This is a genomic window from Acidobacteriota bacterium (assembly GCA_022562055.1).
Lineage (GTDB): Bacteria > Actinomycetota > Acidimicrobiia > Spongiisociales > UBA5794 > BMS3BBIN02.
Window position 1 is genome coordinate 1 of sequence record JADFQA010000005.1, and the last position, 23,670, is coordinate 23,670.

Consider the following 23,670-nt stretch of genomic DNA (forward strand, 5'->3'; position numbering starts at 1 on the left):
CGATGGAATTGTCTTCGACACCGTCGCACCCGTTCCCTCAACCGCAGGAGTCCACGACGTGTCGATCGGTCACGGCAACGCGGTGGTGAGCATCATTAAGCAGCCCCTCTGTGTCAACCTTGTGTGAGACGGGTTGTGTAGGTGATTTACTGTCTTGAGAGGGCGATGTGAGGAGAATGTCTGAATGTCTATTTCTGTGGAGGGTCGGTTGGGTAGTCCTGCCGGCTACGTGAGCGATCCGGATCCTGAGGTCCCGGAGCGGGCGAAGCGCCGGTCGTATTCGGCGAGGTACAAGTTGGAGATCCTTGCCGAATACGACGGATTGGATCGTGAGGGCAAGGGTGCGCTGCTGCGTCGGGAGGGTTTGTATTCGTCGCTGCTCTCTGAGTGGCGCAAGCAGCGCGACAAGGGTGCCCTTGATGCGTTGGCGACGAAACCGGGCCGCCGACCACTCGACCCGGTTGAGCGGGACAACGTTCGGTTGCGTCAACGTGTCGGGTGGCTCGAGGACGAGTTGGGGACGGCTCGTCGGGTGATCGAGGTTCAGGGGAAACTCTCAGCGCTGTTGGAGGAACTCGCCACCGGCAGCGCCGATCCGGCAACGAGGGGCGAAAAGAAGTGATCGACCACGCTATTGAGGAGCTGGCTCCGATGATCGGTGTCACCGCGGCGTGTGCCGCGGTGGGTCGTCCCCGTGCCACGCATTACCGGTGGCATCGTAAGAGCCCGTTACCAGCAAGACCGAAAAGGATGCCGATACCGCAGCCTCGGGCCCTCGACGACGTTGAACGCAAAGAGGTGCTGCGGGTTCTCCACGAACCCCACCATGTTGATGAGGCGCCAGCCACGGTGTACGCCAAACTGTTGGACGAAGGCGTGTATCTGGGGTCGACGTCAACAATGTACCGGATCCTGCATGGCGAGGGTGAGGTGTCTGAGCGTCGCCGCCAAGCAACCCATCCCGCCCGCGTCAGACCCGAACTTGTAGCCGCTGGTCCCAACAATGTGTGGTCGTGGGATATCACGAAACTGTTGGGACCGGCGAAGTGGACGTACTACTACCTGTATGTGATCATCGACATCTACTCGAGGTACACACCGGGATGGATGCTTGCACACGTTGAACGGGCCCACCTTGGTGAGCGGCTCCTCGCCGACACGATCCGGACCCAAGGTGTTGAACGGGACCAGCTAACAATCCACGCCGACCGGGGGGCCGCAATGGCATCGAAACCGGTCGCTCTGCTCCTTTCGGATCTTGGTGTCACCAAAACCCATTCCCGCCCGCACGTATCGAACGACAACCCGTATTCAGAATCGCAGTTCAAGACGTTGAAGTATCGGCCCGAGTTCCCGAACCGTTTCGGATCAATTGAGGATGCCCGCAGCTTCACGCAACGCTTCTTCACCTGGTACAACAATGAGCACCGTCATTCCGGTATCGGGTACCACACCCCCGCAGACGTGCACTACGGCCGGGCAGAAGCAATCCGAAAGCGACGGGCAGCCGTCCTCGACGCCGCATATCAGGCTCACCCGGAACGGTTCGTCCGTAAACCACCAACACCGCCACCACTCCCACACACCGCGTGGATCAACAAACCCGAGGAGGACACCCCGACCCAATGAAACCATGAACCAACCGTCTCAAAAAGGTTGACAGGCTCCGCCGCTGTACAGGTTTGCCCACCGCCCACATCATATCATTTGTCTTTGATTGTGTCTCAGCGGCCATTTCGGATCTGGTCGTTGTGTCCGCGGCGTTACGGGTTGGCGAATGCACTTGCCCGGTGGAGGAACGCAGCCATTTGGGCGCGTGTAACTGGGTCGTCGGGGCAGAAGTTGTCGTTGGTTGGAGGGTTACAGCCCTTGGTGATGCCTGCTTCTGCTAGCCACAAAATGTTGGTGATAAAGCCGCTACCGGCAATGTCACCTAACACGGTGAGATCCACCTCGGCGGAGTCGGAGCCAACGTCATCTGTGACTGTGACCTTGACGATGTGGGTACCGCCAAGTGTTGGGGTGAAGTCCATTGACGTACCCGACCCGGTGGCGACCACAGCGCCGAGACGTTCCACTGACCAGGCGTATAACACAGAGCCGGTACCACCAGAAACAGTTGCGCTAAACGACGCAGCAACGCCAGGGGCACCAAACGACGCACCATCAACCATGACACCGATCGCGATATCAGCGATTGTGATCGAGACTGTCGCGACTGCGGACAAGTTTCCAGCGGGATCCTTCGCGTTGTACGTAAACGAATCAGACATCGTTGCTAAACCGTCGTGCGTGTACGTAAACGACCCAACCGTATTAAGCGTCAGTGAGCCGTTCGACACATCGCTAACTAGCACGGCCGTCAACGCAAGCGCTTCGGGGTCTGAATCGTTGCCCAACACCCCGGGGACGGCAACGGTCAGCAAGGCGCCATTGGAAACAGTGTACGGACCATCGTCGACAGCGATCGGATCGTCATCAACGGGATTGATCGTCAGCGATACGGTCGCTGCGACGGAGTCCTGTACCGCGCCCTGTGCGGTGCGGTAGGTGAACGAGTCAGTGAGCGTTTCCGAGCCGTCGTGGATGTAGGTGAACGACCCATCAGTGTTGAGAGTCAGGGACCCATTCGTCACATTCTGCACCAACACTGCCGACATCGGTCCGAGCGCTGTTGCGGAAAACATCGCACCCGGCGTGGCGCCTACGCCGCGCACATCGTTTCGGAGGACGCCCGAGGCTGCAACGTTGATCGAAGCTCCCTCATTGACGGAGTATCCAGAATCGTCCCGCCCCTCTGGTGTTCCGATCCGCTCGACCCAAAACACTTCGTCCATGCGCACGAACCTGCGAATGAACCCGCTAATTGCTGTCTGGGTCGTATGGGACTCCACCGCCTGAGATTTGACGTTGCTCGGCAGAAATGTGAGTTGCATCGATGCTGGCACCACATAAGTCTCCCGCTGATCCCATGTGTACTCCCCGTTCGAGTCGCATTCAGGCCAGGTTGTCGTGCAGGTGGCTGGGTCGAGGTTGACCACAAACGGACCGTTTGGAATCGTCGGACCGGACCAGTTCGGCGATGTCGTGCCCAAGTCGGGCCACGCCCCGAAATTCTTGGATATCGTATGCACGATGGCGCTGTGGATGTACGGCTGATAGGTCGGGTCGCTAGTTTGAACGTCGGCGACCGCCTGCACGAGGAACTTGTAGGTGAACCGATGGTCAGAGTGACGGTCGAAACGAGAGTGCGTGTAGATGTCATCGGGTCGGAAGGTGTCGATCAGGGCGAAGACATCCGCTTGCATGTTTTCCTGGGTGATGGCGGCATGAGTGCCTGTGCTATCAGTTCTGTAGTCATACCAGTCCGTCGACCCAAGACCACGGGAGGCGTAGGTTTCGCTCACGGGTGGCGGAGGGTTTGGGTTCTTGTTGAGGTATCCATTTGGATATCCAAGAAAGATCAGGTCGTCTTCCACCTGCCCGAGGATCAACTGGCCAGCGACCGCCTCTCCCTGGCGAGTCGTGCCGATAGACACGGTACAAGCTGCGTCATCACAACGGTCACCATTCGTCATATAGGCAATGGTGAGGTTGCCGCTCGCCTGGTTGGCGATTCCAGCGGCGATAATGATGTCGTCATCGGGATGGGCGGCAAAGATCAGAATACTGCCAGATGGCACCTCGGCTGGCAGCGCTGGCGCGGCTTGTATGACCAACAGAGCCACAAAGGCTACCGCCGCAAACAACAGCTGTGCCAGTTTCGATTTCAATGCCATGTCCGTCGACTCCCCCTACAAGAGCGCCCTATGAATTTCTCGCCTGGGAAAAGAAGATGTCGCATGTACCGAAGCCAAGCCCTACCTTCCTCCCCTTCACAGTACACGGGCGTCGGAACGGCAACAACAAAAACGCTGATGTATGCGGTAACCAAAAGCTGCCGCCCAAGATAGCTGGATACGTGACGTCAACGCCTGAATATCAGAACCGGGGAGATGTTTGTTGGCCCATCACTATTGATCCGTGAACGAAACGGTTTGTGCGGACGGTGGGACTCGAACCCACATGTGCGTTGCACACCAGATCCTAAGTCTGGCGCCTATACCAAATTCGGCTACGTCCGCCTGTTGTGCTGTCCGGACCACATCGAGAGGGATTCGCTCCCGTCTCAGGCGCGGTCCGAGCCATGTCGTCCAGTGGCAGAGACGGGAGGCTCCGCCTGGTGGGTCGCCAGGGACTTGAACCCTGAACCTATCGGTTAAGAGCCGATTGCTCTTCCAGTTGAGCTAGCGACCCGCGGACGTGTGAGGATAGCAAGGGATTGCAGGTCTCGAGAATTTCCAGCGAGTTCGCACCCGCGTGGGAATCTGCAAGAATACGGGACCGATTTACGGGCTGTAGCGCAGCTTGGTAGCGCACCTGGTTTGGGACCAGGGGGTCGTCGGTTCGAATCCGACCAGCCCGACCAACACGTCCGCAGAGCAGGGCGTCAGCGGTGCGGATGTAGCTCAATGGCAGAGCCCCAGCCTTCCAAGCTGGTTACGCGGGTTCGATACCCGTCATCCGCTCAAGGAATCGAACCACGGTGCCAACTGTGCAAACATGGACTATCGAGCGGCTTGCCGTACGATGCCCCTGTAGCTCAGAGGACAGAGCAGGAGCCTTCTAAGCTCTTGGTCGGAGGTTCGAATCCTTCCAGGGGCGCGTCGGGTAACCGCCTCGCCTACATGGTGGCCGTAGCTCAGCTTGGTTAGAGCGCCTGGTTGTGGTCCAGGAGGTCGCGGGTTCAAATCCCGTCGGTCACCCCAAACTAGGTCCCTGCTCCGTGGAAAATCGGTGGCGGGCAGGTCGCTTGCGACCGCATCGATATCCGAGGAGTTCATAGTGCAGACGCAAGTCACCGAGGCGGGGCCGTTCGAGCGGCTTCTCAAGATCCAGCTCGGCGAAGAGGAACTCGAGGAAGCAAAGATTGTTGCTGCTCGCAAACTCTCCAAGGAACTCAAGGTCAAGGGATTCCGCCCTGGCAAGATCCCGCGCCAAATCGTCGAACGGATGGTTGGCGCCGACGCCCTACGGTCCGAAGCCATCGACGGCGTGCTTCCGGACGCAGTCGGGGATGCGCTTAGAAAGGAAGAGCTCAACCCCGTGACGCGTCCGGCGATCACTTCCATCGAAGATATCGAGGGTGGTGGTGTCGAAGTCGACGTCATGATTACGTTGTGGCCTTCAATCGAAGCCGTTCCTGATTTTGCAGGTCGAAAAGTTGAAGCAGACCTCGCCCCTGTCAGCCAGGAAGCAATCGACGAGCAAATCGATCGTTTGCGCGGACAGTACGCCACGCTTGAGGATGTCGACCGGCCCGCGCAGAGCGGCGATTTTGTCATGATCGACTTGTCGGCGTCAATTGACGGCGAACCGGTTGAAGACGCTGGGGCGACCGACCTTCTCTACGAGGTCGGTTCGACGTCGTTCATTGATGGTCTCGACGAGCTGCTTGAAGGTGCCAGCGTAGACGAGACAAAGACCGGTACCGGGATGCTTCCAGAAGGGTTCGGAGAGCACGGCGGCGACGAGGTGGTGCTTTTGGCGTCGATCAAAGCGGTCCGGGCGAAAAATCTCCCGGATGTCACTGACGACTGGGTGCAGGACGTTTCAGAATTCGAGACCGTTGACGAACTCACCTCGATGCTCCGCCACAATATGAGAGAGATGGCGAAGGCGACCGCTCGTAGCGACTTTCAAGATCGCGTCATGGCCGACCTCGTAGCGGATCTGAGTCTCAAGTTGCCACAGTCGCTCATCGACACAGAAGCCGAAGCCTCTATCCACAGTCTAGGGCACCGCCTGCATGAGCAAGGCATTGATCTGGCAAACTTTTTGCAGATCACCGGCCAGATCGAGGAAGAGTTTGTTGCAGAATCGAAGACCCAAGCGATTCGATCCTTGCTGACTCGTGTTCTGCTCGAAGGCGTCGCCAAGGTCGAGTCGTTGGAGGTCGATGACGAAGAATTGCGCGACGCTATCGCCGGTCTCGCCTCTCAGGGCGAGGTGTCGTCCGAGGAGCTGTACGACGAATTCGCCGCAGATGGCCGTCTAGATACGCTCAGCGGTGATATTCTTCGACGTAAGGCTCTCAGCGCCATCATGTCTGCGGTGGTTGCGGTTGACGAAGACGGCAACACCATTGACTTAGAACCGGCACTTGCCGACAGTGACGGTGACAACGAGAGCGACTCCGAGCGGGGCACGTCGGAATCCAGCGTCGACAATGGCGTTGAAGAGTCCCCCGACGAGTAACCTTCCGTCAAGGCGGATTTGCACGAAAGGCCGAAACTACATGAGCTACCTAGTACCAACCGTCATTGAGCAGACGCCCCGTGGAGAACGGGTATCTGACATCTACAGTCGCCTGCTCAAGGACCGCATCATTTTCTTAGGGACGCCGATCGATGACACGATCGCAAACCTCATCATGGCCCAGTTGCTCCACCTCGAAGGTGATGATCCTGACAAGGACATCATGCTCTATATCAACTCGCCCGGCGGTTCGACTTACGCACTGATGGCGATTTACGACACGATGCAGTTCGTGAAGCCAGATGTTTCAACCTACTGCATGGGTCTTGCGGCATCTGCAGCGGCGGTGTTGCTCGCCGGGGGGGCGAAAGGAAAGCGATTTGCGCTGCCTCACGCCCGAATTATGTTGCATCAGCCACATGTTCAGGGTCTTGGTGGTCAGGCCACCGATATTGAAATCCAGGCGCGCGAAATCGTCAAGACGCGTGAGGAAATCAACAGCATCATTGTCGACCACACCAACCAACCGCTCGAGCGTGTCGAACTCGACACCGACCGCGATTATTGGCTCGGTGCCCAAGAGGCAAAAGAGTACGGCGTGATAGACGAAGTCCTCGCCCCGCGGTCCCTTGTCACGGCGTCGAAGTAGGAGTCGCCGTTGGCAAAGTACGAAGGCAGCGAGCTTCTCAAGTGCAGTTTCTGCGGAAAGTCTCAGAAGCAGGTTAAGAAGCTGATCGCCGGTCCCGGGGTTTACATCTGCGACGAGTGCATCGATCTGTGCAACGAGATTATCGAAGAGGAGCTTTCTGACAAGGAAGAGGTCGGTCTCGACGAGCTCCCAAAGCCGGTGGAGATTTTTGACTTTCTCGACGACTACGTTGTAGGTCAGGTTCAAGCGAAGAAGATTCTCGCCGTTGCCGTGTACAACCACTACAAACGGGTGCGCGTAGGGCGTCGGGCGATCGATTCTGATGTCGAATTACAGAAGTCGAACATCCTCATGGTCGGTCCGACCGGTGTTGGTAAGACACTGCTCGCCCAGACCCTCGCACGCATGCTCAACGTGCCGTTTGCCATTGCGGACGCTACGGCGTTGACCGAGGCTGGTTACGTCGGGGAGGATGTCGAAAATATTCTCCTCAAACTGATTCAGGCAGCCGACTTCGATATCAAACGTGCCGAGACGGGCATCATCTATATCGACGAGATCGACAAGGTCGCGCGCAAGGCCGAGAACCCTTCGATCACGCGCGATGTGTCGGGCGAAGGTGTTCAGCAGGCGTTGTTGAAGATCCTCGAAGGCACCGAGGCGAGCGTGCCGCCGCAGGGTGGGCGCAAACACCCGCATCAGGAGTTCCTCCAAATCGATACGACCAACATGTTGTTCATCTGTGGCGGGGCGTTCGCCGGCCTTGATGCCATTGTGCGGTCCCGCATCGGTAAGAACGCAATTGGATTTGGCAGCCACCTGAGTGGTGAAGCTGTCGAGGACGAAGATCTCTTGTCGCAAGTGTTGCCCGAGGACCTGATCGCATTTGGGCTCATTCCAGAGTTCATTGGTCGGCTACCGGTTTTGGCCACAGTGAACGAGCTTGACCATGAGTCTTTGATCCAAGTGCTTACAGAGCCAAAGAACGCACTCATTCGCCAGTACCAAAAGTTCTTTGAGATGGATGGCGTAGAGCTTGTTGTCGAAGATGATGCTTTGGTTGCGATTGCGGAACAAGCAATGAAGCGTTCCACCGGCGCTCGCGGGCTGCGTGCCATCATGGAAGAGGTACTTCTCGACACGATGTACGATCTGCCATCGCGCACCGATATTGCTCGTGTCGTGATCGACGGTGACGTCGTGCGCGACAAGGTCAACCCGACCCTGGTCCCAATCACGGAGATCGCAACCGAAGACATCCAAGAAGAACGCTCCGCCTAGTCAGACGTCGCGTGTTGGGATAGTGAGGAGTCTTCAACAGTGGGTGGAAACGGCGGGGGCAGTGTGCTTTCGGGAGAGCTGTTTGACGACCACGAGTTCGTTGGTCAAGTCTGGGAGTCAGAAATTGTAGAGGGTACGGAGTTCCGTAACTGCAGCTTCACCGATGTCAGTGTTGCCGGTTCCTCCTTAGCGTCATGCCTGTTTCACGAATGCACGTTTAGCCGCTGCGACCTCGCCGGTGCGACGGTCTGTCGGGTCGGTTACCCGACCGGCGCTTTGACGACTTTCCCGGACTTCCAAACGTGGGTGATGCGGTCTGGATCGCCCCACCCGCTCACGTCGTCGGTCGGGTCCCAGTCGAGGGCGATGAGGTCGGCGTCATAACCGTCCCTGAGTTGTCCGCTCAAAGGAGCCTGGGCGCCCAGTGTTTCCGGCCCGACCGCAGTTGCCGCGTGGATTGCCTCGAGCGGCGTCATCCCGGCGTCAACCAGATACTTGATTTCGAGGCCGTGGGTTCCGTACAAAGGTCCGCTGAAAAATATGTCGGTCCCCATGGCAATCTTGACTCCTGCGGCTACGGCGATCTTAAGCGCGAGGGCGTGCTGGTCGCCGATCATGACGGCCTTGCGGTACGCGTACGGCGGCATTGTGGACTCCATTTCAAGGATGGCAGCGATCACGAACCGGGTCGGGACGAGAATCGCATCCGCCTCGATCATTGCCTCCGCGGCCTCCTCGTCAAGGTAGGAGCCGTGCTCGATGGTCTTAACGCCGGCTTCGAGGGCGGCCATGATCCCTGGTTTTCCGTGACAGTGTGCCCCGACGATTCGCTCGGCTCTCGCAGCTTCTTCAACGATTGCTTCGAGTTCACCTGATGAGAACTGTTGGTGGATGGGGTGGTCGATTTCACTCATGACACCACCCGACGCACAAACTTTGATGACCCTCGCACCTTTGCGGAGCTGCATGCGCACGGCCTTAAGACATTCGGGTATGCCGTCGGCGATCGCGCCGAACGTGAGGTTGCGAACGACTAGCGATTCGACGAAATCGAGCGGGTATCCGTGGATGTCGGCGTGTCCACCCGTTATCGACAGGATCGCCCCGGCACTGTACAGCGATGGCCCGATCAGCGTGCCCTCGTCGATGGCCTGGCTTAGGTAGATGCCGTTGCCTCCCATTTCTCTCACGCTCGTGACGCCACCCATGATCGTTGCAGTGAGGTCTTGCGCGGCGCGTGCGCCGGCGAGCGACGGGTGGGCCTTGAGCGCTAGCTCGATGTTCGGGACGTTGATCCCGAAGTAGTGGCCGTGGCATTCCCAAAGCCCGGGCATCAAGGTTTCGACGTTCGTCGCCGGCTCAGGGCTGTCTGCGGGAAGCTCTGCCGTTGGTCCGATCCATGTGATCGTGGCAGCGTCGAATAGCACGGATCCATTGGCGATCGGCTCGCCGTCACCCGGAATTACTTGAGTGGCGTCAATGCGGGTGGTCATGGTATCCGTCCTTGTTTCGTCGGCCCCACGTTAGCGAGGCCGTCTCTCGGGCGGCCCAGGCGCCGACGGCGACCTCATGCCGAACGCGGGGTTGGGTAACTAGTCATTCGACGTTCGAGGTCTTTGTATCTGTACGACCACTCTCTGTGGTCGTACATTGCTACAGAGCACCCAGGGAAGCGATTCCGTTGTGTGTGTCGGCTTCTAAGTGGGGCGGAGTCGACGTTTCGGTTCGGGCTTTTTGGTTTGCCGGAGTGTTGGTTACACACACTCCGCGTGGGTAAGCCGCTTTCTGGTAGGGACCAACTGCTGTGTAGGAACAGACGTGCGCAAGCGATGGGACATGGATCCGGGGTAAAGCCCCGGATCCGGTGCGTTACAATCCTTTGCTCAATCTCAGTCCGTTTGTGTGGAGACGCGGTGTGATGCAGCCAACCTATAACCCCAAGGCGATCGAGTCTCGCTGGTATGAGGTCTGGGAAGATGCAGGAGCCTTTCGCCCCGAGATACGCCCAGACGGCGAGCCGTTCACGATTTCCATCCCGCCGCCCAACGTCACCGGTGTCCTGCACATGGGCCACGCCCTCAACGGGTCGATTCAGGACCTCATCATTCGCCGCAAGCGCATGCAGGGTTATGCCGCGCTGTGGGTGCCCGGTATGGACCACGCAGGCATTGCGACACAAAACGTTGTCGAACGCGAACTGGAGGTTGAGGGGCTTTCCCGCACCTCGATTGGGAGGGCGAAGTTTGAAGAACGGGCGTGGGCCTGGAAAGAAAGCAGGGGCGGACAGATCATTCGCCAGCTCAGGACCATGGGTTTCTCTTGCGACTGGACCCGCGAAAGGTTCACGCTCGACGAAGGTCTTTCGGCCGCCGTCCGCGAAGTGTTCGTCACGCTGTACGAGCAAGGGTTGATCTATCGCGGTCTTCGGATCATCAACTGGTGCCCGTACTGCGCAACAGCCCTGTCCGACATCGAGGTCGAACACGAGGATGAGGTGGGCGTTCTTGCAGAACTCGTTTACCCGCTCGAAGACGGGTCCGGCACGATCACCGTTGCAACCACTCGGCCCGAGACAATGTTGGGTGACACAGCAGTTGCTGTGCATCCCGACGACGAGCGGTACGCCAGGATGGTCGGCAAGATGGTTCGCCTCCCTCTCGTTGGGCGTCTGATCCCAATCGTGGCCGACTCTGCGGTCGATCGAGAATTCGGAACAGGTGCCGTGAAGGTCACCCCGGCGCACGATCCGCTCGACTACGAGATTGGCCAACGGCATGATCTTGAGTCGATTGTCGTGATCGGAACCGACGCCAAAATTACTGACGCCGGCGGGCGGTTTGCGGGCATGGATCGTCTTGTGGCCCGGCCCGCTGTTCTCGAGGCGTTGTCGGAGATCGACGCCGTGGGAACGGTTGAAGAGCACTTGCACAGTGTTGGTCATTGTTCGCGCAGCGGTGATGTCATCGAACCGCTGCTTTCCACTCAGTGGTTTGTCAAGACGCAGCCTCTCGCCAGACCGGCGATCGACCTCGTCGAGAGCGGTGCCGCCGAATTTTCACCACGACGGTGGGAGAACAACTACTTCCGTTGGATGGAAGGCATTCGCGACTGGTGCATCAGCCGACAGCTCTGGTGGGGCCACCGCATTCCCGCGTGGTACTGCAACGACTGTGGCGACACGATCGTTTCGAGGACCGACGTCGTTGAATGCGAATGCGGCGGGTCGGTGACACCCGACGAAGACGTCCTCGATACCTGGTTCTCGTCAGCGTTGTGGCCGTTCTCGACTCTCGGCTGGCCCGAAGAGACATCCGACTTGCAGCGGTTTTACCCGACAAGTGTTCTCGTCACCGGCCCCGACATCATTTTCTTTTGGGTCGCACGGATGCTGATGATGGGGATCAAGTTCACTGGCGAAAAACCCTTCACCGACATCGTGATTCATGGGCTGGTGCGTACCGAAGACGGGGCGAAGATGTCGAAAAGTTCTGGAAACGTCATCGACCCGCTTGACTTCATCGAACGCTACGGTGCTGACGCGGTGCGTTTGTCGCTGCTGCAAGCCGCTGCGCCGGGTCACGACATACCGCTCGATGAGGCATGGGTCGAGGCAGCCCGAAAGTTTGGAAATAAACTGTGGAACGGCGTCCGGTTCGTCACGATGCAACTCGATGGTGCGTCGGTGCCTGCCAACGGTGGGTATCCCGTAAACCCCACCGGACCCGATGCCTGGATCCTTACGAGGCTTCACGATGTAATCGCCGAGTACGACACCCTCCTCGATCGATACCGTTTTTCGGACGCGATCGGATTGTTGTACACCTTTGTGTGGTCCGAAGTGTTCGATTGGTATCTCGAGTTGTCGAAGGCGATGTTGCGGGACCCCGAGCGGGCCGAGACAACCAAGCAAACGCTTGGTGTCGTGATTCGAGACGTGTTGAAGGTCTTCCACCCGGTCATTCCATATGTGACGGAGGAGTTGTGGTCAGAGATCACCGGAGACGGTCTGCTGATTGTGGCCGATTGGCCAGCGCCGCCAAAGGTTGCCGATCCGGTCTCGATCACGGTCTTCCAAGATCTCGTTTCAGAGATCCGCCGGTTTAGATCCGAGCACAGCATCTCGCCCCGCAAGCCGTTCGTCGCCAACATGGTCGACGACGGCGCGGTCGCTGCTGACTGGTGGTCAGAGCAATTCAACTCACTTGTGAACACTGATGTGTCGCTCGGAGCCCCGGACACCCTGGTCGGACACGCCCACATCTCTGCAGGTGGTGTGGACCTGTACGTTGTGATGGAGGGCCTCGTCGACATCGAGGTCGAGCGTCCGAGAATCGAGAAAGCGATTCAAGACGCGCAGTCGCAGCTTCAACGTTGCACAGAGAAGCTCGACAACGCCAATTTCCGCGACTTGGCGCCCGCCGATATTGTGGCGAAGGAGCAGGCAAAACTCGTTGAGTTTGGTCAGCTCCTTGCCAAACTCGATCACCAGCTCGAGCAACTGGGATGACCGATTCGCCGACCATCATCGCGTCTTACGACGACGCGCTGGCATTTGTCGACGCTCGCATTGGGGCCGGCATCAAGCCAGGCATTGAGCGGATCACTCGGCTGCTCGACGTTCTTGGAGACCCTCAGCAGACAATTCCAATGATCCATGTTGCTGGAACAAACGGCAAGACAACCACTGTCTTGATGATTCGCGAGATGCTTGGTGGCCTCGGTCTCCGGGTTGGGACGTTCGTGTCGCCACACCTCCACGCCGTTGAGGGGCGCTACTCCGTCAGCGGTGTACCGATCACCAGAGACGAATTTGTGCAGGCCGTTGCCGACGTTGCTCCCTTCTGCGAGGCATACGAGGCGGCCTCGGGAGAAACAGTCTCCTACTTCGAACTAACCGCCGCGATCGGGTTTCAGCTATTCGCATCCGAAGGGCTTGATGTCGCGGTTGTCGAAGTCGGTCTCGGGGGGCGCTGGGACGCCACCAATGTCGTCGACGCCGCAGTGTCGGTAGTGACCGGAATCTCCCTCGACCATGAGGCGATCTTGGGGAGCACAATTGCAGAAATTGCCGCCGAAAAGGTCGCAATCCTCAAAGATGCCGGTACGCTAGTGACGGGGCGGCTACCGGCTGCGGCCGACGGCGCAATGACATCGCAGGTGGCAACGACAAACGCGCGGTGGTATCGCTCCGGTGACGATTTCAATGTCGAGGGGACCGAACGCATCCCAACCGGCTGGATTGTCGACATCCAAGGGATTCACGGCTCCTACCAGGACCTCACGCTTCATCTCCACGGCCGACATCAGACAGCGCACCTCGCAACGGCCGTAGCTGCGACCGAGGCTTTCCTCGACAGGGAGCTGCCGGCCGACCCACTTGTGTCCGCCGTTGATGCGATCCGGTCTCCGGGACGAAACGAAGTCGTCAGCCACGATCCGCTAGTTCTTATAGATGGTGCCCACAACCGTGAGGGGCTTGAAGGTCTTGCGAAAACCCTGGCCGAAGAGTTTCCCGCAGTTACGTCGTGGACCCTGGTCATCGGGGTTCGCGGTGACCGAGATCCACACGAGATGATCACCTCCCTAGGGCCGCGAATCGGCAGCGTGGTCGCCTGTGCACCCAACGATTCCCAGGCGCTTTCGAACGAAGCCGTTGCATCCGCGGCCAGGGCGGTCGTTGGCGACGCCAATGTCTCTGTTGCTGACTCCGTGAAAGATGCAATGTCTATGGCATTGGAGGGCGTGGCGACAGGCAACGGCGTTGTTGTGGCTGGCTCGCTCTACGTCGCGGGGGAAGCCCGCAAGGCGATGGGCCTCGGGTAGAGCCAACAAGAAGGACCGTACATGGCACATGATCTGGCAGCGAGGGTCGTCTTGCACAATCGGTCAATTCCTGCTCGCCAAGTCGACCCGGTATACTCCAGCGTGCGGATTTCTCCGCTTCCCCATCCATAGGAAGTCTTTGCTGTGTCTGTTGAGAGCACCTTTGTCATGATTAAGCCCGACGGCGTTGCGCGTGGGTTGATCGGCGAGGTTATCGGGCGCTTCGAGGCGAAGAACCTCACACTTACCCGAATGCGCATGTTGACGATCGACAATCAGCTTGCCGAAACGCACTACGCCGAGCATGTCGATCTGCCATTTTTTCCCGAACTTCTGTCTTTCATCACCAGCGGACCCGTTGTTGCAATGGAGTGGACCGGTGACGATGCTGTGGCAGTTGCGAGAAATCTGATGGGGTTGACCAATCCTGTCGAAGCGGCTCCTGGCACGATCCGCGGTGATCTTGCACTCTTGATAGGTGAGAACATCGTCCACGGGTCTGACAGCTCCGGCAGTGCATCCCGCGAGCTTGACATTTTCTTCGGATAAGCCACCGTGAACCGCCGCGTCCCCCTTATCCACCGCTATCGGGTTACACTGTTAGCAGTCCGCCTGGAAGGCTCTTTCCGCAATGAGTAGATGGTTCCCAGGTGCCGGCCGGGACATGGCAATCGACCTTGGCACCGCAAATACGCTTGTGTTCGTGCGCGGCCAGGGCATTGTCCTCAATGAGCCCTCGGTGGTGGCGATCAACACACGCGACAACAAACCTCTCGAAGTCGGGATGGAGGCTAAGCGGATGATCGGACGTACGCCGTCCTATATCCAAGCCATTCGGCCACTCCGGCAAGGTGTCATTGCTGATTTCGATATCACCGAGAAAATGTTGCGGTATTTCATCGATAAAGTGCAAGACCGCCGTTTCGGTGCCCGCCCGAGAATCGTGATCTGTGTGCCGTCAGGCATCACCGCTGTCGAGCGCCGCGCGGTAGAAGAGGCTGCGTACCACGCAGGCGCCAGGCGTGCCTACACGATCGAGGAGCCGATGGCAGCCGCGATCGGCGTCGGGCTTCCCGTACATGAGCCCACCGGGTCGATGGTTGTCGACATGGGCGGCGGCACCACCGAAGTGGCGGTCATCTCACTTGGTGGGATTGTCGTGTCGAAATCCTCCCGCATCGGCGGCGACGACCTCGATGAGGCGATCATCAACTGGGTGAAGAAGGAGTACAACCTCATGCTCGGCGAACGCACAGCCGAGCAGCTCAAGATGGCGATCGGATCAGCGTGGCCGTACGCCGACGAGCCTTCGGCCGAGGTACGCGGTCGCGATCTCATCTCGGGTCTGCCCAAGACGGTGCTACTTTCGACGCCTGAGGTCCGTGAAGCGATCGAAGAGCCCATCCAGGCTGTCGTTGACACGATCAAACTTACGCTCGACAAAACACCTCCCGAACTCTCCGCCGACGTCATGGAGCGCGGCATCGTGCTTACCGGAGGCGGGGCGTTGTTACGAGGTCTGGATCTGCGTTTGGCCAGCGAAACCGGTATGCCCATCATCACCGTTGACAAACCTCTCCAATCCGTCGTGCTTGGCTCGGGAGCCTGTCTTGAGGAGTTCGACATTCTTCACGTCGTCCTCCAGTCCTCTGGCCGGGCGTAGGACACCGACCAGAACTCGCCGCATGGGTTCTCCAGCATGCTGCGCTAGTTCCGCATCATGCTGCGCTAGTTCCGCATCATGAGGAGGTTCGATCGCTCAACGTCGCTGTTCATGATCTTGGTGTTTCTGTCTTTCGTCCTTGCAACCGTCGATGTTAGGTCTGCTGAGTCTGGCGCCGGCGACAGCCTGAGGTCGTTTGCGCAAGCGGCCTTCACACCTTTGCAACGAGCTACCGACGCTGTCACCAGACCCATTGTGGGATTCGTCGACGGCATAGCCAATCTCGCTTCGCTCAACGATGAGAACGAACGTTTGCGCGCCGACTTGCGCGAGGCCGAGCGGCGCATCCAAGACACCGCCGCTCTGGAAGCGAGAATCCAAGAGCTTGAGGCGACGTTGAACCTCGAAGTGCCGGGGGACTTTGCCACGGTAGCTGCCGAGATGTTTGCGCAGGGTCCCACCGGATTCGACCATGTTCGACTTCTTAACAAGGGCAGCGCCGACGGGGTGGTTGTCGGGCAGGCGGTTGTTGACGAGAACGGGCTTATCGGGCGCATCGACCTTGTCAACGAGAAGACTTCTCGCGTAAGGCTGATCACCGACCCCTCGGTTGCCGTTGGTGTGAAAGTCGTGACGACAAGCGAATCGGGGTGGACCACGGGACAGGGAACCGGGTCGCTGACCCTGACGATGTACCGTGCGACTCGCCCTGTCAACGAAGGTGACGGGCTGGTTACCCACGGTGGGCGGTTCCCGCCGAATCTTCCGGTCGGAACCGTTCGTGATACCGCAACCCTTGCGGCCGGCTTTCAGCTCGTCACTGAGATCAACCCGGCTGTCGACTTTGGAAGACTCGGGCTTGTCAGAATTATCGTCGGGTTTTCCCCCCTCGATGCGCCGGAAGAACCTTTTGGCCCGCAGGCCCCGCCGATCACGGTGCCGACCGATGATCCAACCGATTTAGTGCAATGAATCAGCGACGTGTCGGACTTGCTCTCGTGTTTGTTACAGCAGCGGTGGTGCTGCAAACAACCGTCTTCGTTTCCGGGCGAATCTATCCCTTTGGTTACGCGCCGATTCCTGTGATCGTTGTTGTGCTTGCTTCGAGCCGCTACCTCGAACCCGAGACTTCGGTCGCTCTCGGGTTCACCGGGGGACTGCTGATGGACCTGCTTGGAGGCGAATGGCTTGGTCTTTGGGCTGGAGCGCTCACCACGGTTGCCTTTCTGGGGCTGCGCCTTGTCGACTCCGCCGACGATGGCAATCTCTCATTGGCCCTCGGTGTCGGTGCGCTTTCCGTACTCGGCATCGGGTTATTCGTGCTTACCGGTACTCTGTTTGGTCTACAGCTTCTCTCGCGCAGCAACGTGGCGCTTCTCATCGTTGTTCCGTCGCTGTACAACGTGATGATTGCGCTGCCGATTCTCGCTATGACAAAAAGATTGATGAAAGGTCGCCAGACCCCCTGGAGCTCCATATGAAACCTCTTGTACGCCTTGCGGGTCTCGGAATGTTCTTCACTGCGTTGTTTGCGATCCTCCTGATAAGGCTCTGGACAATCCAAGTAACCCTGGCAGATGAATATGTTGCCGAGGCCCAGAGCCTGCAGGTACGTTTGGTGAGCACACCGGCTCCGCGGGGCGAAATTCGTGACATCAACGGCAAACTCCTTGCCGGGTCGCGCTCGGCGCTTGCCCTGGTAATAGACGGAGCCTTGATCGACCCGGAGACCGAAGCGGATCTCGTTCAGAGACTTGCGGCGCTTTCGGATTTCTCGGCGTCCGAGGTGCAAGCGCGGATCGACCAGGCCAAGCGACTCGCCGATCGGGTGACGCTCGTCGATGATATTTCGGACGCTACGGCGCTTTTCGTAGCCGAACACTCGGACGAGTTTGGAGGTATTTTTGTCGAACCCCAGCCGGTGAGGGAGTATCCGCTTGGAGAGCTTGTGTCTTCGGTAGTCGGATATATTGGCAAACCAAACGCTGACGACCTCGAAGACTCCGCTTTGCGCTCCACGGACGTACTCGGCAAGGCGGGAACCGAACGCTTCTACGACGACGACCTGCGCGGCACGCCCGGATTCATCAAATATCGGGTCGATGCCCAACGTAACGTGCTCGAGATCCTCGGAGAGCAAACTCCGCAGCCGGGGGATACGATGATTCTCAACATTGAGACTGAGCTGCAGCAAGTCGTGTTTGACTCGCTTGAGCAAGGCCTCGACTTGAGTAGACAGCTCTCTTCCGCAGGCGCGAATTGTGTGCCGTCCGACACCAATACGCGGTGCCCGGTTCGGGCGACTGCTGTGGTTCTGGACGTGCGAACGGGTGCAGTTAAGGCGATGGTGTCGGTACCGACGTTCGATTCCACAATATTCATTGAAGGTGTCTCACAACAGGAATGGGACCGCCTCACAAGTCTGCGTGCCTTTTCGAACTACGCCATCCAGGGCGTGTATGCACCCGCGTCGACGTTCAAGACGGTGGCGTACGTAACCGCGTTAGAGGGCGGCTTCTATCCGACAAACAACACCGCTACTTCCCATTACAACTGCACGGGCCTACTGACGTTTCAGTTTAACGACGGTTCGCCGCAGGTGTTTAACGATTGGAAGCCGGCCGGCCACGGACCGCTTGACCTCTCGGGCGCCCTCCAGCAGTCGTGTGATGTCTACTTTTGGGAGGTGGCTCTTACCCTGTGGCGCGACGGCGGTGAAGAAGTCGACGCAAGAAACGAACTCCAGCGGTGGGCACGAGAGTTTGGCTACGACGAACGAAGCGGCATTGACCTGCCCTTTGAGGCAAAAGGGTTGATTCCCGATGAGGCGTGGTTTAAGAAAGCTCAGGAGGAAACCCCCGGGCGTGTGCGTGAAGGTCCTTGGACCGGTGGCGACTTGATGAACACGGTGATTGGTCAGGGGTCGACGCTGGCGACTCCCTTGCAGATTGCGAACGCCTATGCCGCCATGGTCAACGGTGGGACGCTCTGGCAACCGCAGGTACTCAATCACATGGTGGATTCGTCGGGGGTCACGGTGCTCGAAAACCCGCGGACGATTATCCGAAGAATAGACATGGCGGAGTCCACCACTAAGGCACTCCTTGACGACATGCGTCTGGTCGTAAACGGCAACCGCGGCACTGCGCGTGGCGCGTTCGCCAACTTCGGTCCCAACAAAAACGAGGTCGGGGGCAAAACCGGTACTGCGGAGGTCATCAAGGGTGAGGACGATGTCGATACGGCACTGTTCGTTGGTGTTACACCTGTGTCGAACCCGGAATACGTCGTCGTTGTGGTGATCGAACGAGGGGGCTCCGGTGGCCGGATCGCGGCACCAACCGGGCGCAGAATTCTCCAGTACCTGGTGAATGGCATTGATGCTGTCACCCCGGTCCGCGAGGGGGACGATCTCGACTGATGGCTTTCGCTTCTCACCGCGAGCGCGAATTCTTCCAACGCGAACGCACTCTGCAGCCGGACTTAATTCTGGTCGTTGTCTTTCTTTTGCTATCGGGATTGAGCGTCGTCATGGTGTACACCGCGTCGGCGCCGCGAGCCAGACTCTTGGGCAATTCCGAGACGCTCGAGGCGACAAAACAGGCGATTTTCGTCGGTGTCGGGATCATCGCATTCATCGTCGCGTCAGTGATCGACACACACACAATCCGAGCCAGCGCCCCGCTCGTGTACGCCGGCTCTCTCATTGCACTCGTGGTAGTTCTATTCACCAGAGCCCATGAGGGTGCGCAACGTTGGATATCGTTCGGTCCGGTACAGTTTCAGCCATCGGAGCTGGCGAAAATAGCGGTCATTCTTGCGCTTGCAGCGTTGCTTTCTGGTGGGTTGGATGGGTTGCTCACCCCGCTTCGGATCGCGCAAGCCCTCATTCTCGTTGCGGTGCCATCGATTCTCATTTTCAAGCAGCCGGATCTGGGAACCATGCTGGTATTTGTGTTCATCACGGTCGTCATGCTGTTCGTTGCCGGCACGACTGGTCGGCAGCTTGGATTCTTGGTTTTCGCCGCGGTTGGCGGTGCGGTGGTTATGTTCCAAGTCAACGTCCTCAAGGGGTATCAGCTGCGCCGTCTCACGGCGTTTCTCGACCAGGCGGGTTCTTCGTTCAACGAGTCGTACAGCCAGCAGCAGTCGGAGATCGCAATAGGAGCGGGCGGGATGTTCGGGACCGGGTTGCTTAACGGCGCACAAACAAATCTGAACTTCGTCCCCGTCCAGTCTTCTGACTTCATATTTACCGCCATTGGCGAACAGTTGGGTTTCGTTGGGGGAGCAATCGTTCTCGGTTTGTACGCTGTCATGATTTATCGGCTGTTGCTGATTGCCGGTGTCGCGCGGAATCAGTTCTCGCAACTCGTCGCGGCGGGTTTTGCCGCGATGCTGATGTTCCACGTCTTCGTAAATGTCGGTATGACAATCCGAGTTATGCCCGTCACTGGGCTTCCGCTGCCGTGGATGTCAGCGGGCGGGTCGGCGTTTGTCGCAATGAGTTTTGCTCTCGGTATCGTGCATGGGATGTGGATGCGACGCGCCCCCATACCCGGTGAGCGGCCCTTTTCGTGAGTCATGGCTGGCGAGGATTTAACCGCGGGTGCCGCGCGTAGGGTCATTGGTCGACCTCGCTCGTGTTGCGCTAGGGTGAGCACCTATGCATAGACGGGCAGATCAGGGTTGGGTCGAGGTCATTTGCGGGCCGATGTTTTCGGGCAAGAGTGAAGCTCTTATCGGCAGGGTCACCCGCTACATGCTTGCAAGAGTCCCAACGCAGACCTTCAAGCCCGCCATCGATGTTCGGTACGCGGTCACCGAAATTGTGTCGCATTCTCGTCTCACCGTCGCTGCAGAGCCAGTGCAGGACTCCGCGACGCTACTCAAAGCTGTAAAGGACAACACCGTTGTGGTTGGGATCGATGAGGCCCAATTCTTTGACAGCGGATTGGTGGATGTCGTCTCGATGCTTGCTGCTGCCGGCAAACGGGTCATCGTTGCAGGTCTCGACATGGATTACCTCGCTCGCCCGTTTGAGCCGATTCCGACGTTGATGCTGACCGCTGAGTACATCACTAGGACCCTTGCGGTGTGTCATCGTTGCGGTGGACCCGGGCTGTACACACAACGCGTCGTTAGTTCAGATGAACTTGTAGTGCTCGGCGCCACCGATGTGTACGAGGCGCGCTGCCGACGATGTTTCGATCCGACCGAGGCCCGGCAGGATCGACTGGACTTTGAGGTTAGTTGAGGGTTGTCAGCGTTGAGGTCAGTCTTAGTGCGCGAAACGCGTGCTACTGTTGCCACAACCGGGCCGCCCACAAGGACGGCTTCTGTCATGGCCAAGGAAACACATGCCGAGCGTCTCAATTATTTTCTTGACGGTCTCAGCGTGCCGGTTCTATCGAACCCCGTACACCGTTTCCGTGAGTCGACCGCACATCCGCACCGCCACGGCGGAGCTTTGTCGTGTGCCAATACGATCGACTGTGACCAGAAGCTCCTCGTGCGGCGCCCCAGAGAGTTACATGTCGTCCCCGTGTTGGGACGCAAAGGAGATTTGTCATGGCATTGTTCCGCAAAATCGCACCGCGAGTGGTGCGGCGGAGTACCGCAGAAGAAGTCGATCGGAAAGTCATTGGATCCGGCAAAAACGCACCAGTAATACGGCGATTTAAGGAGAGCCAGCCTCGGCAGACGAAGCCGACGCAGCGGGGAAGAAATGGTGGTAAGACGGCAAGAAAATCTGCCGACGGTGACCGGTCTCGGAGCGGCGCCGGGCGAACCCGTGAAAGCCGTGGAAGGACTCAGCAGGGAGATTCAAGAAGCGATCGGCCAGGCCACCGCCGTCGCCAACGACGGAGTCGTCCGCATCTCGAAATAGTCCAACCACCGCCCGACACCCCGCGCAAGCAAATGCTCGTGCGCCATAGTGATCATCAGACGCAAATTGTCGTCCTTGAGGGTCCCGTCCTGGTCGAGCACTACGTTACGCGTTCCGACAGGGCGTCGCTTGTTGGCAACGTGTACAACGGCAAGGTTCGCAATGTACTGCCTGGTATGGAAGCAGCCTTCGTCGACTTTGGCGAGGGTAAAAATGGTGTGCTTTACGCAGGCGATATCACCCATCCAGAAGGCCGCCAGGCGCGTATCGAAGCGATCCTCAAGCCGGGAGACTCTATCCAGGTGCAGGTCGTTAAAGACGCAATGGGGCATAAGGGTGCTCGGCTCACAAATCAGGTCTCCCTTGCCGGCCGCTACCTGGTGCTTGGTGCGGGACCCGAACTTCGGGGGATTTCTCGCCGGCTCGAAGAGGATGAGAGGCGGCGGCTGCGCGAGATTGTCGCCGAACTCCGGCCCAAGGGGATGGGGGTCATCGTTCGTACCGCGGCCGAGGGTGCATCTCGAGAAGACATCAAGGCGGACATGGATCGTCTTCTGGTGAAATGGGAAGAGATTGACAAGCTGAAGGACGCCCAGGCGCCTTCATTGATATACCGGGAACCGCCGTTGGTGCTTCGCGTTATCCGCGAAAACTTCACGCGTGACTTTCGGCGTCTCATGGTGGACGACGAGAAAGTCCATGCCGAAATCCTCGAATACCTCAAAGGCACCGAGCCGGACCTCGTAGACAAGGTCAGGTACTACGCGGATGAGATGTCGATCTTCGAACGATTCCATGTCGAGGATCAGTTGCGAAAGGCGTTGGACCGCAAGGTCTGGTTGCCGTCAGGTGGCCATATCGTCATCGACCGAACCGAGGCGCTCACCGTTGTCGATGTCAACACCGGCCGCTTCGTGGGGACATCGAACCTTGAGGAGACCGTGCTCCAGAACAACCTGGAATCGGCTGAGGAGATCGCACGTCAGCTGCGCTTGCGTGACATAGGCGGGATCATTGTTATCGACTTCATCGACATGGAGACCGAAAAGAACCAGGAAGCTGTCTTGCTCCGATTCCGGCAGCATCTCGCCAAAGATAAGATGCGAACTCAGGTGTTTGAAGTGTCATACCTTGGCCTTGTGGAAATGACCCGCAAGAATGTTGCGGCGGGTCTACTTGAGTCGTTCTCAGAAATCTGCGACAAATGCAACGGGCGTGGTGTTCTGTTGCACGAAGACGCCGCAACCGTGGGGACCCCGCTGCCGACTAACGAAGAGACCGCTGAGTAGCAATTTCGGTTTCTCGCGGCGAGTTTGCGGGGCTATGATGCTCCCGCACCTCAGGGTTCCGTCCCGACAAACGCCACGCGATCGCGAGCCCGCCACTTCCGGAGGACAGAAGAATGTATGCCATCATCGCCGCCGGCGGTAAGCAACAAAAAGTATCAGAAGGTGATGTCATCGATGTCGAACGCATCAAGGCGACCGGTGAGGTCACGTTCACGCCGCTTTTGATCGTCAAAGACGACGGCACTGTCGTTTCTGACAGGAAGGCTCTTGCGAAGGCAAAAGTGACCGCAGAGATCCTTGGTGAGCACCGGGGCACGAAGATCGATATTTTCACCTACAAGAACAAAACGGGAAACCGTCGGCGGATGGGTCATCGTCAGACGTACACGACCATCAAGGTCACCAAGATAACCGCCGCGGCTGCCAGCAAAGCCACCACGGCGAAATCGGCCGAGGAGGCTTAACAATGTCGAAGACCAAAGCTGGCGGTTCAACAAGAAACGGCCGCGATTCAAAGGCCAAGCGTCTCGGACCGAAGGTGTTTGACGGGCAGACAGTGACCGCAGGATCGATCCTTGTGCGCCAACGCGGTACCCGTATCTACCCGGGCCTGAACGTTGGCCTCGGCAGCGACGACACCCTCTTTGCAACGTCGGACGGCGTCGTGAAGTACGGTCAGAGCAAGGGTAGGCGCCACGTCAGCATTCTCGCTGACTGACGTTCCGACTCTCGAACCTTTGCATCGGCCCGGATCCGACGTGAAGCCGTTGCTGGGCTG

General features: G+C 58.5%; 20 protein-coding genes and 6 tRNA genes. 22 read left to right on the forward strand and 4 right to left on the reverse strand.

The features are described from left to right. Window positions 1-184 precede the first annotated feature (184 nt). A complete protein-coding gene (locus IIC71_02385; GenBank protein ID MCH7668045.1) occupies window positions 185-622 on the forward strand; it encodes a hypothetical protein in 438 nt (145 codons plus the stop codon). Then, on the forward strand, window positions 619-1,629 hold the full coding sequence (locus tag IIC71_02390; GenBank protein MCH7668046.1) for an IS3 family transposase: 1,011 nt from the start codon (window positions 619-621) through the stop codon (window positions 1,627-1,629). The genes IIC71_02385 and IIC71_02390 overlap by 4 nt, the downstream gene beginning before the upstream one ends. Before the next feature lie 134 nt (window positions 1,630-1,763). Here the strand turns inward: IIC71_02390 and IIC71_02395 are convergent, their stop codons facing one another. From IIC71_02395 to IIC71_02405, 3 genes are all read right to left on the reverse strand, one after another. Next, entirely contained in the window at window positions 1,764-3,779 is a 2,016-nt protein-coding gene (locus IIC71_02395) for a PIG-L family deacetylase (GenBank protein ID MCH7668047.1), read from the reverse strand. A gap of 261 nt (window positions 3,780-4,040) precedes the next feature. After that, a tRNA-Leu gene (locus IIC71_02400) sits at window positions 4,041-4,124 on the reverse strand. A gap of 96 nt (window positions 4,125-4,220) precedes the next feature. Continuing rightward, window positions 4,221-4,296 (reverse strand) — tRNA-Lys (locus IIC71_02405). Between the two features lie 95 nt (window positions 4,297-4,391). Between IIC71_02405 and IIC71_02410 the strand changes: the two genes are divergently transcribed. The 7 genes from IIC71_02410 to clpX all read left to right on the forward strand — a co-directional run bounded on the left by IIC71_02410 (window position 4,392) and on the right by clpX (window position 8,227). Continuing rightward, window positions 4,392-4,468, forward strand: a tRNA-Pro gene (locus IIC71_02410). Between the two features lie 29 nt (window positions 4,469-4,497). Beyond that, window positions 4,498-4,568, forward strand: a tRNA-Gly gene (locus IIC71_02415). A gap of 63 nt (window positions 4,569-4,631) precedes the next feature. Further along, window positions 4,632-4,704, forward strand: a tRNA-Arg gene (locus IIC71_02420). A 26-nt stretch (window positions 4,705-4,730) separates the two neighbouring features. After that, window positions 4,731-4,808, forward strand: a tRNA-His gene (locus IIC71_02425). A gap of 28 nt (window positions 4,809-4,836) precedes the next feature. After that, window positions 4,837-6,297 (forward strand): trigger factor, encoded by a 1,461-nt coding sequence (gene tig / locus IIC71_02430; GenBank protein MCH7668048.1) that lies wholly within the window; start codon window positions 4,837-4,839, stop codon window positions 6,295-6,297. Window positions 6,298-6,337: 40 nt separating this feature from the next. Then, window positions 6,338-6,946: an ATP-dependent Clp protease proteolytic subunit gene (locus IIC71_02435; GenBank protein MCH7668049.1), complete on the forward strand. Its 609-nt coding sequence runs from the start codon at window positions 6,338-6,340 to the stop codon at window positions 6,944-6,946. 9 nt (window positions 6,947-6,955) lie between these two features. Beyond that, window positions 6,956-8,227 (forward strand): ATP-dependent Clp protease ATP-binding subunit ClpX, encoded by a 1,272-nt coding sequence (clpX, locus tag IIC71_02440; GenBank protein ID MCH7668050.1) that lies wholly within the window; start codon window positions 6,956-6,958, stop codon window positions 8,225-8,227. 260 nt (window positions 8,228-8,487) lie between these two features. On the opposite strand, the gene IIC71_02445 is transcribed toward clpX, so the two are convergent. After that, the gene (locus tag IIC71_02445) at window positions 8,488-9,720 is read right to left on the reverse strand and encodes an amidohydrolase family protein (protein ID MCH7668051.1); all 1,233 of its coding nucleotides are present in this window, start codon (window positions 9,718-9,720) and stop codon (window positions 8,488-8,490) included. A gap of 425 nt (window positions 9,721-10,145) precedes the next feature. Between IIC71_02445 and IIC71_02450 the strand changes: the two genes are divergently transcribed. From IIC71_02450 to rpmA, 13 genes are all read left to right on the forward strand, one after another. Next, window positions 10,146-12,734 (forward strand): valine--tRNA ligase, encoded by a 2,589-nt coding sequence (locus IIC71_02450; protein ID MCH7668052.1) that lies wholly within the window; start codon window positions 10,146-10,148, stop codon window positions 12,732-12,734. After that, window positions 12,731-14,050 carry a hypothetical protein gene (locus IIC71_02455; protein MCH7668053.1) on the forward strand — a complete coding sequence of 440 codons (1,320 nt, stop codon included), beginning with the start codon at window positions 12,731-12,733 and terminating at the stop codon, window positions 14,048-14,050. Before IIC71_02450 ends, IIC71_02455 begins: the two co-directional genes overlap by 4 nt. A 144-nt stretch (window positions 14,051-14,194) precedes the next feature. After that, a complete protein-coding gene (gene ndk, locus IIC71_02460) occupies window positions 14,195-14,599 on the forward strand; it encodes a nucleoside-diphosphate kinase (GenBank protein MCH7668054.1) in 405 nt (134 codons plus the stop codon). Between the two features lie 115 nt (window positions 14,600-14,714). Then, entirely contained in the window at window positions 14,715-15,713 is a 999-nt protein-coding gene (locus IIC71_02465; protein MCH7668055.1) for a rod shape-determining protein, read from the forward strand. A gap of 78 nt (window positions 15,714-15,791) precedes the next feature. Next, window positions 15,792-16,685, forward strand: coding sequence for a rod shape-determining protein MreC (gene mreC / locus IIC71_02470; protein MCH7668056.1), 894 nt, complete (start codon window positions 15,792-15,794; stop codon window positions 16,683-16,685). After that, on the forward strand, window positions 16,682-17,194 hold the full coding sequence (gene mreD, locus IIC71_02475) for a rod shape-determining protein MreD (GenBank protein MCH7668057.1): 513 nt from the start codon (window positions 16,682-16,684) through the stop codon (window positions 17,192-17,194). The genes mreC and mreD overlap by 4 nt, the downstream gene beginning before the upstream one ends. After that, window positions 17,191-19,134: a penicillin-binding protein 2 gene (gene mrdA / locus IIC71_02480; protein MCH7668058.1), complete on the forward strand. Its 1,944-nt coding sequence runs from the start codon at window positions 17,191-17,193 to the stop codon at window positions 19,132-19,134. Before mreD ends, mrdA begins: the two co-directional genes overlap by 4 nt. Then, window positions 19,134-20,294, forward strand: coding sequence for a rod shape-determining protein RodA (locus IIC71_02485; protein ID MCH7668059.1), 1,161 nt, complete (start codon window positions 19,134-19,136; stop codon window positions 20,292-20,294). The genes mrdA and IIC71_02485 overlap by 1 nt, the downstream gene beginning before the upstream one ends. A gap of 85 nt (window positions 20,295-20,379) precedes the next feature. Then, on the forward strand, window positions 20,380-20,970 hold the full coding sequence (locus IIC71_02490; protein ID MCH7668060.1) for a thymidine kinase: 591 nt from the start codon (window positions 20,380-20,382) through the stop codon (window positions 20,968-20,970). Window positions 20,971-21,441: 471 nt separating this feature from the next. Further along, complete coding sequence (locus tag IIC71_02495; GenBank protein MCH7668061.1) at window positions 21,442-21,603, forward strand: hypothetical protein; 162 nt, start codon at window positions 21,442-21,444, stop codon at window positions 21,601-21,603. Between the two features lie 38 nt (window positions 21,604-21,641). After that, complete coding sequence (locus IIC71_02500; protein MCH7668062.1) at window positions 21,642-22,892, forward strand: Rne/Rng family ribonuclease; 1,251 nt, start codon at window positions 21,642-21,644, stop codon at window positions 22,890-22,892. A gap of 113 nt (window positions 22,893-23,005) precedes the next feature. Continuing rightward, window positions 23,006-23,356, forward strand: coding sequence for a 50S ribosomal protein L21 (rplU, locus tag IIC71_02505; protein ID MCH7668063.1), 351 nt, complete (start codon window positions 23,006-23,008; stop codon window positions 23,354-23,356). 2 nt (window positions 23,357-23,358) lie between these two features. Next, window positions 23,359-23,610 (forward strand): 50S ribosomal protein L27, encoded by a 252-nt coding sequence (gene rpmA / locus IIC71_02510; protein ID MCH7668064.1) that lies wholly within the window; start codon window positions 23,359-23,361, stop codon window positions 23,608-23,610. Window positions 23,611-23,670: the final 60 nt, after the last annotated feature.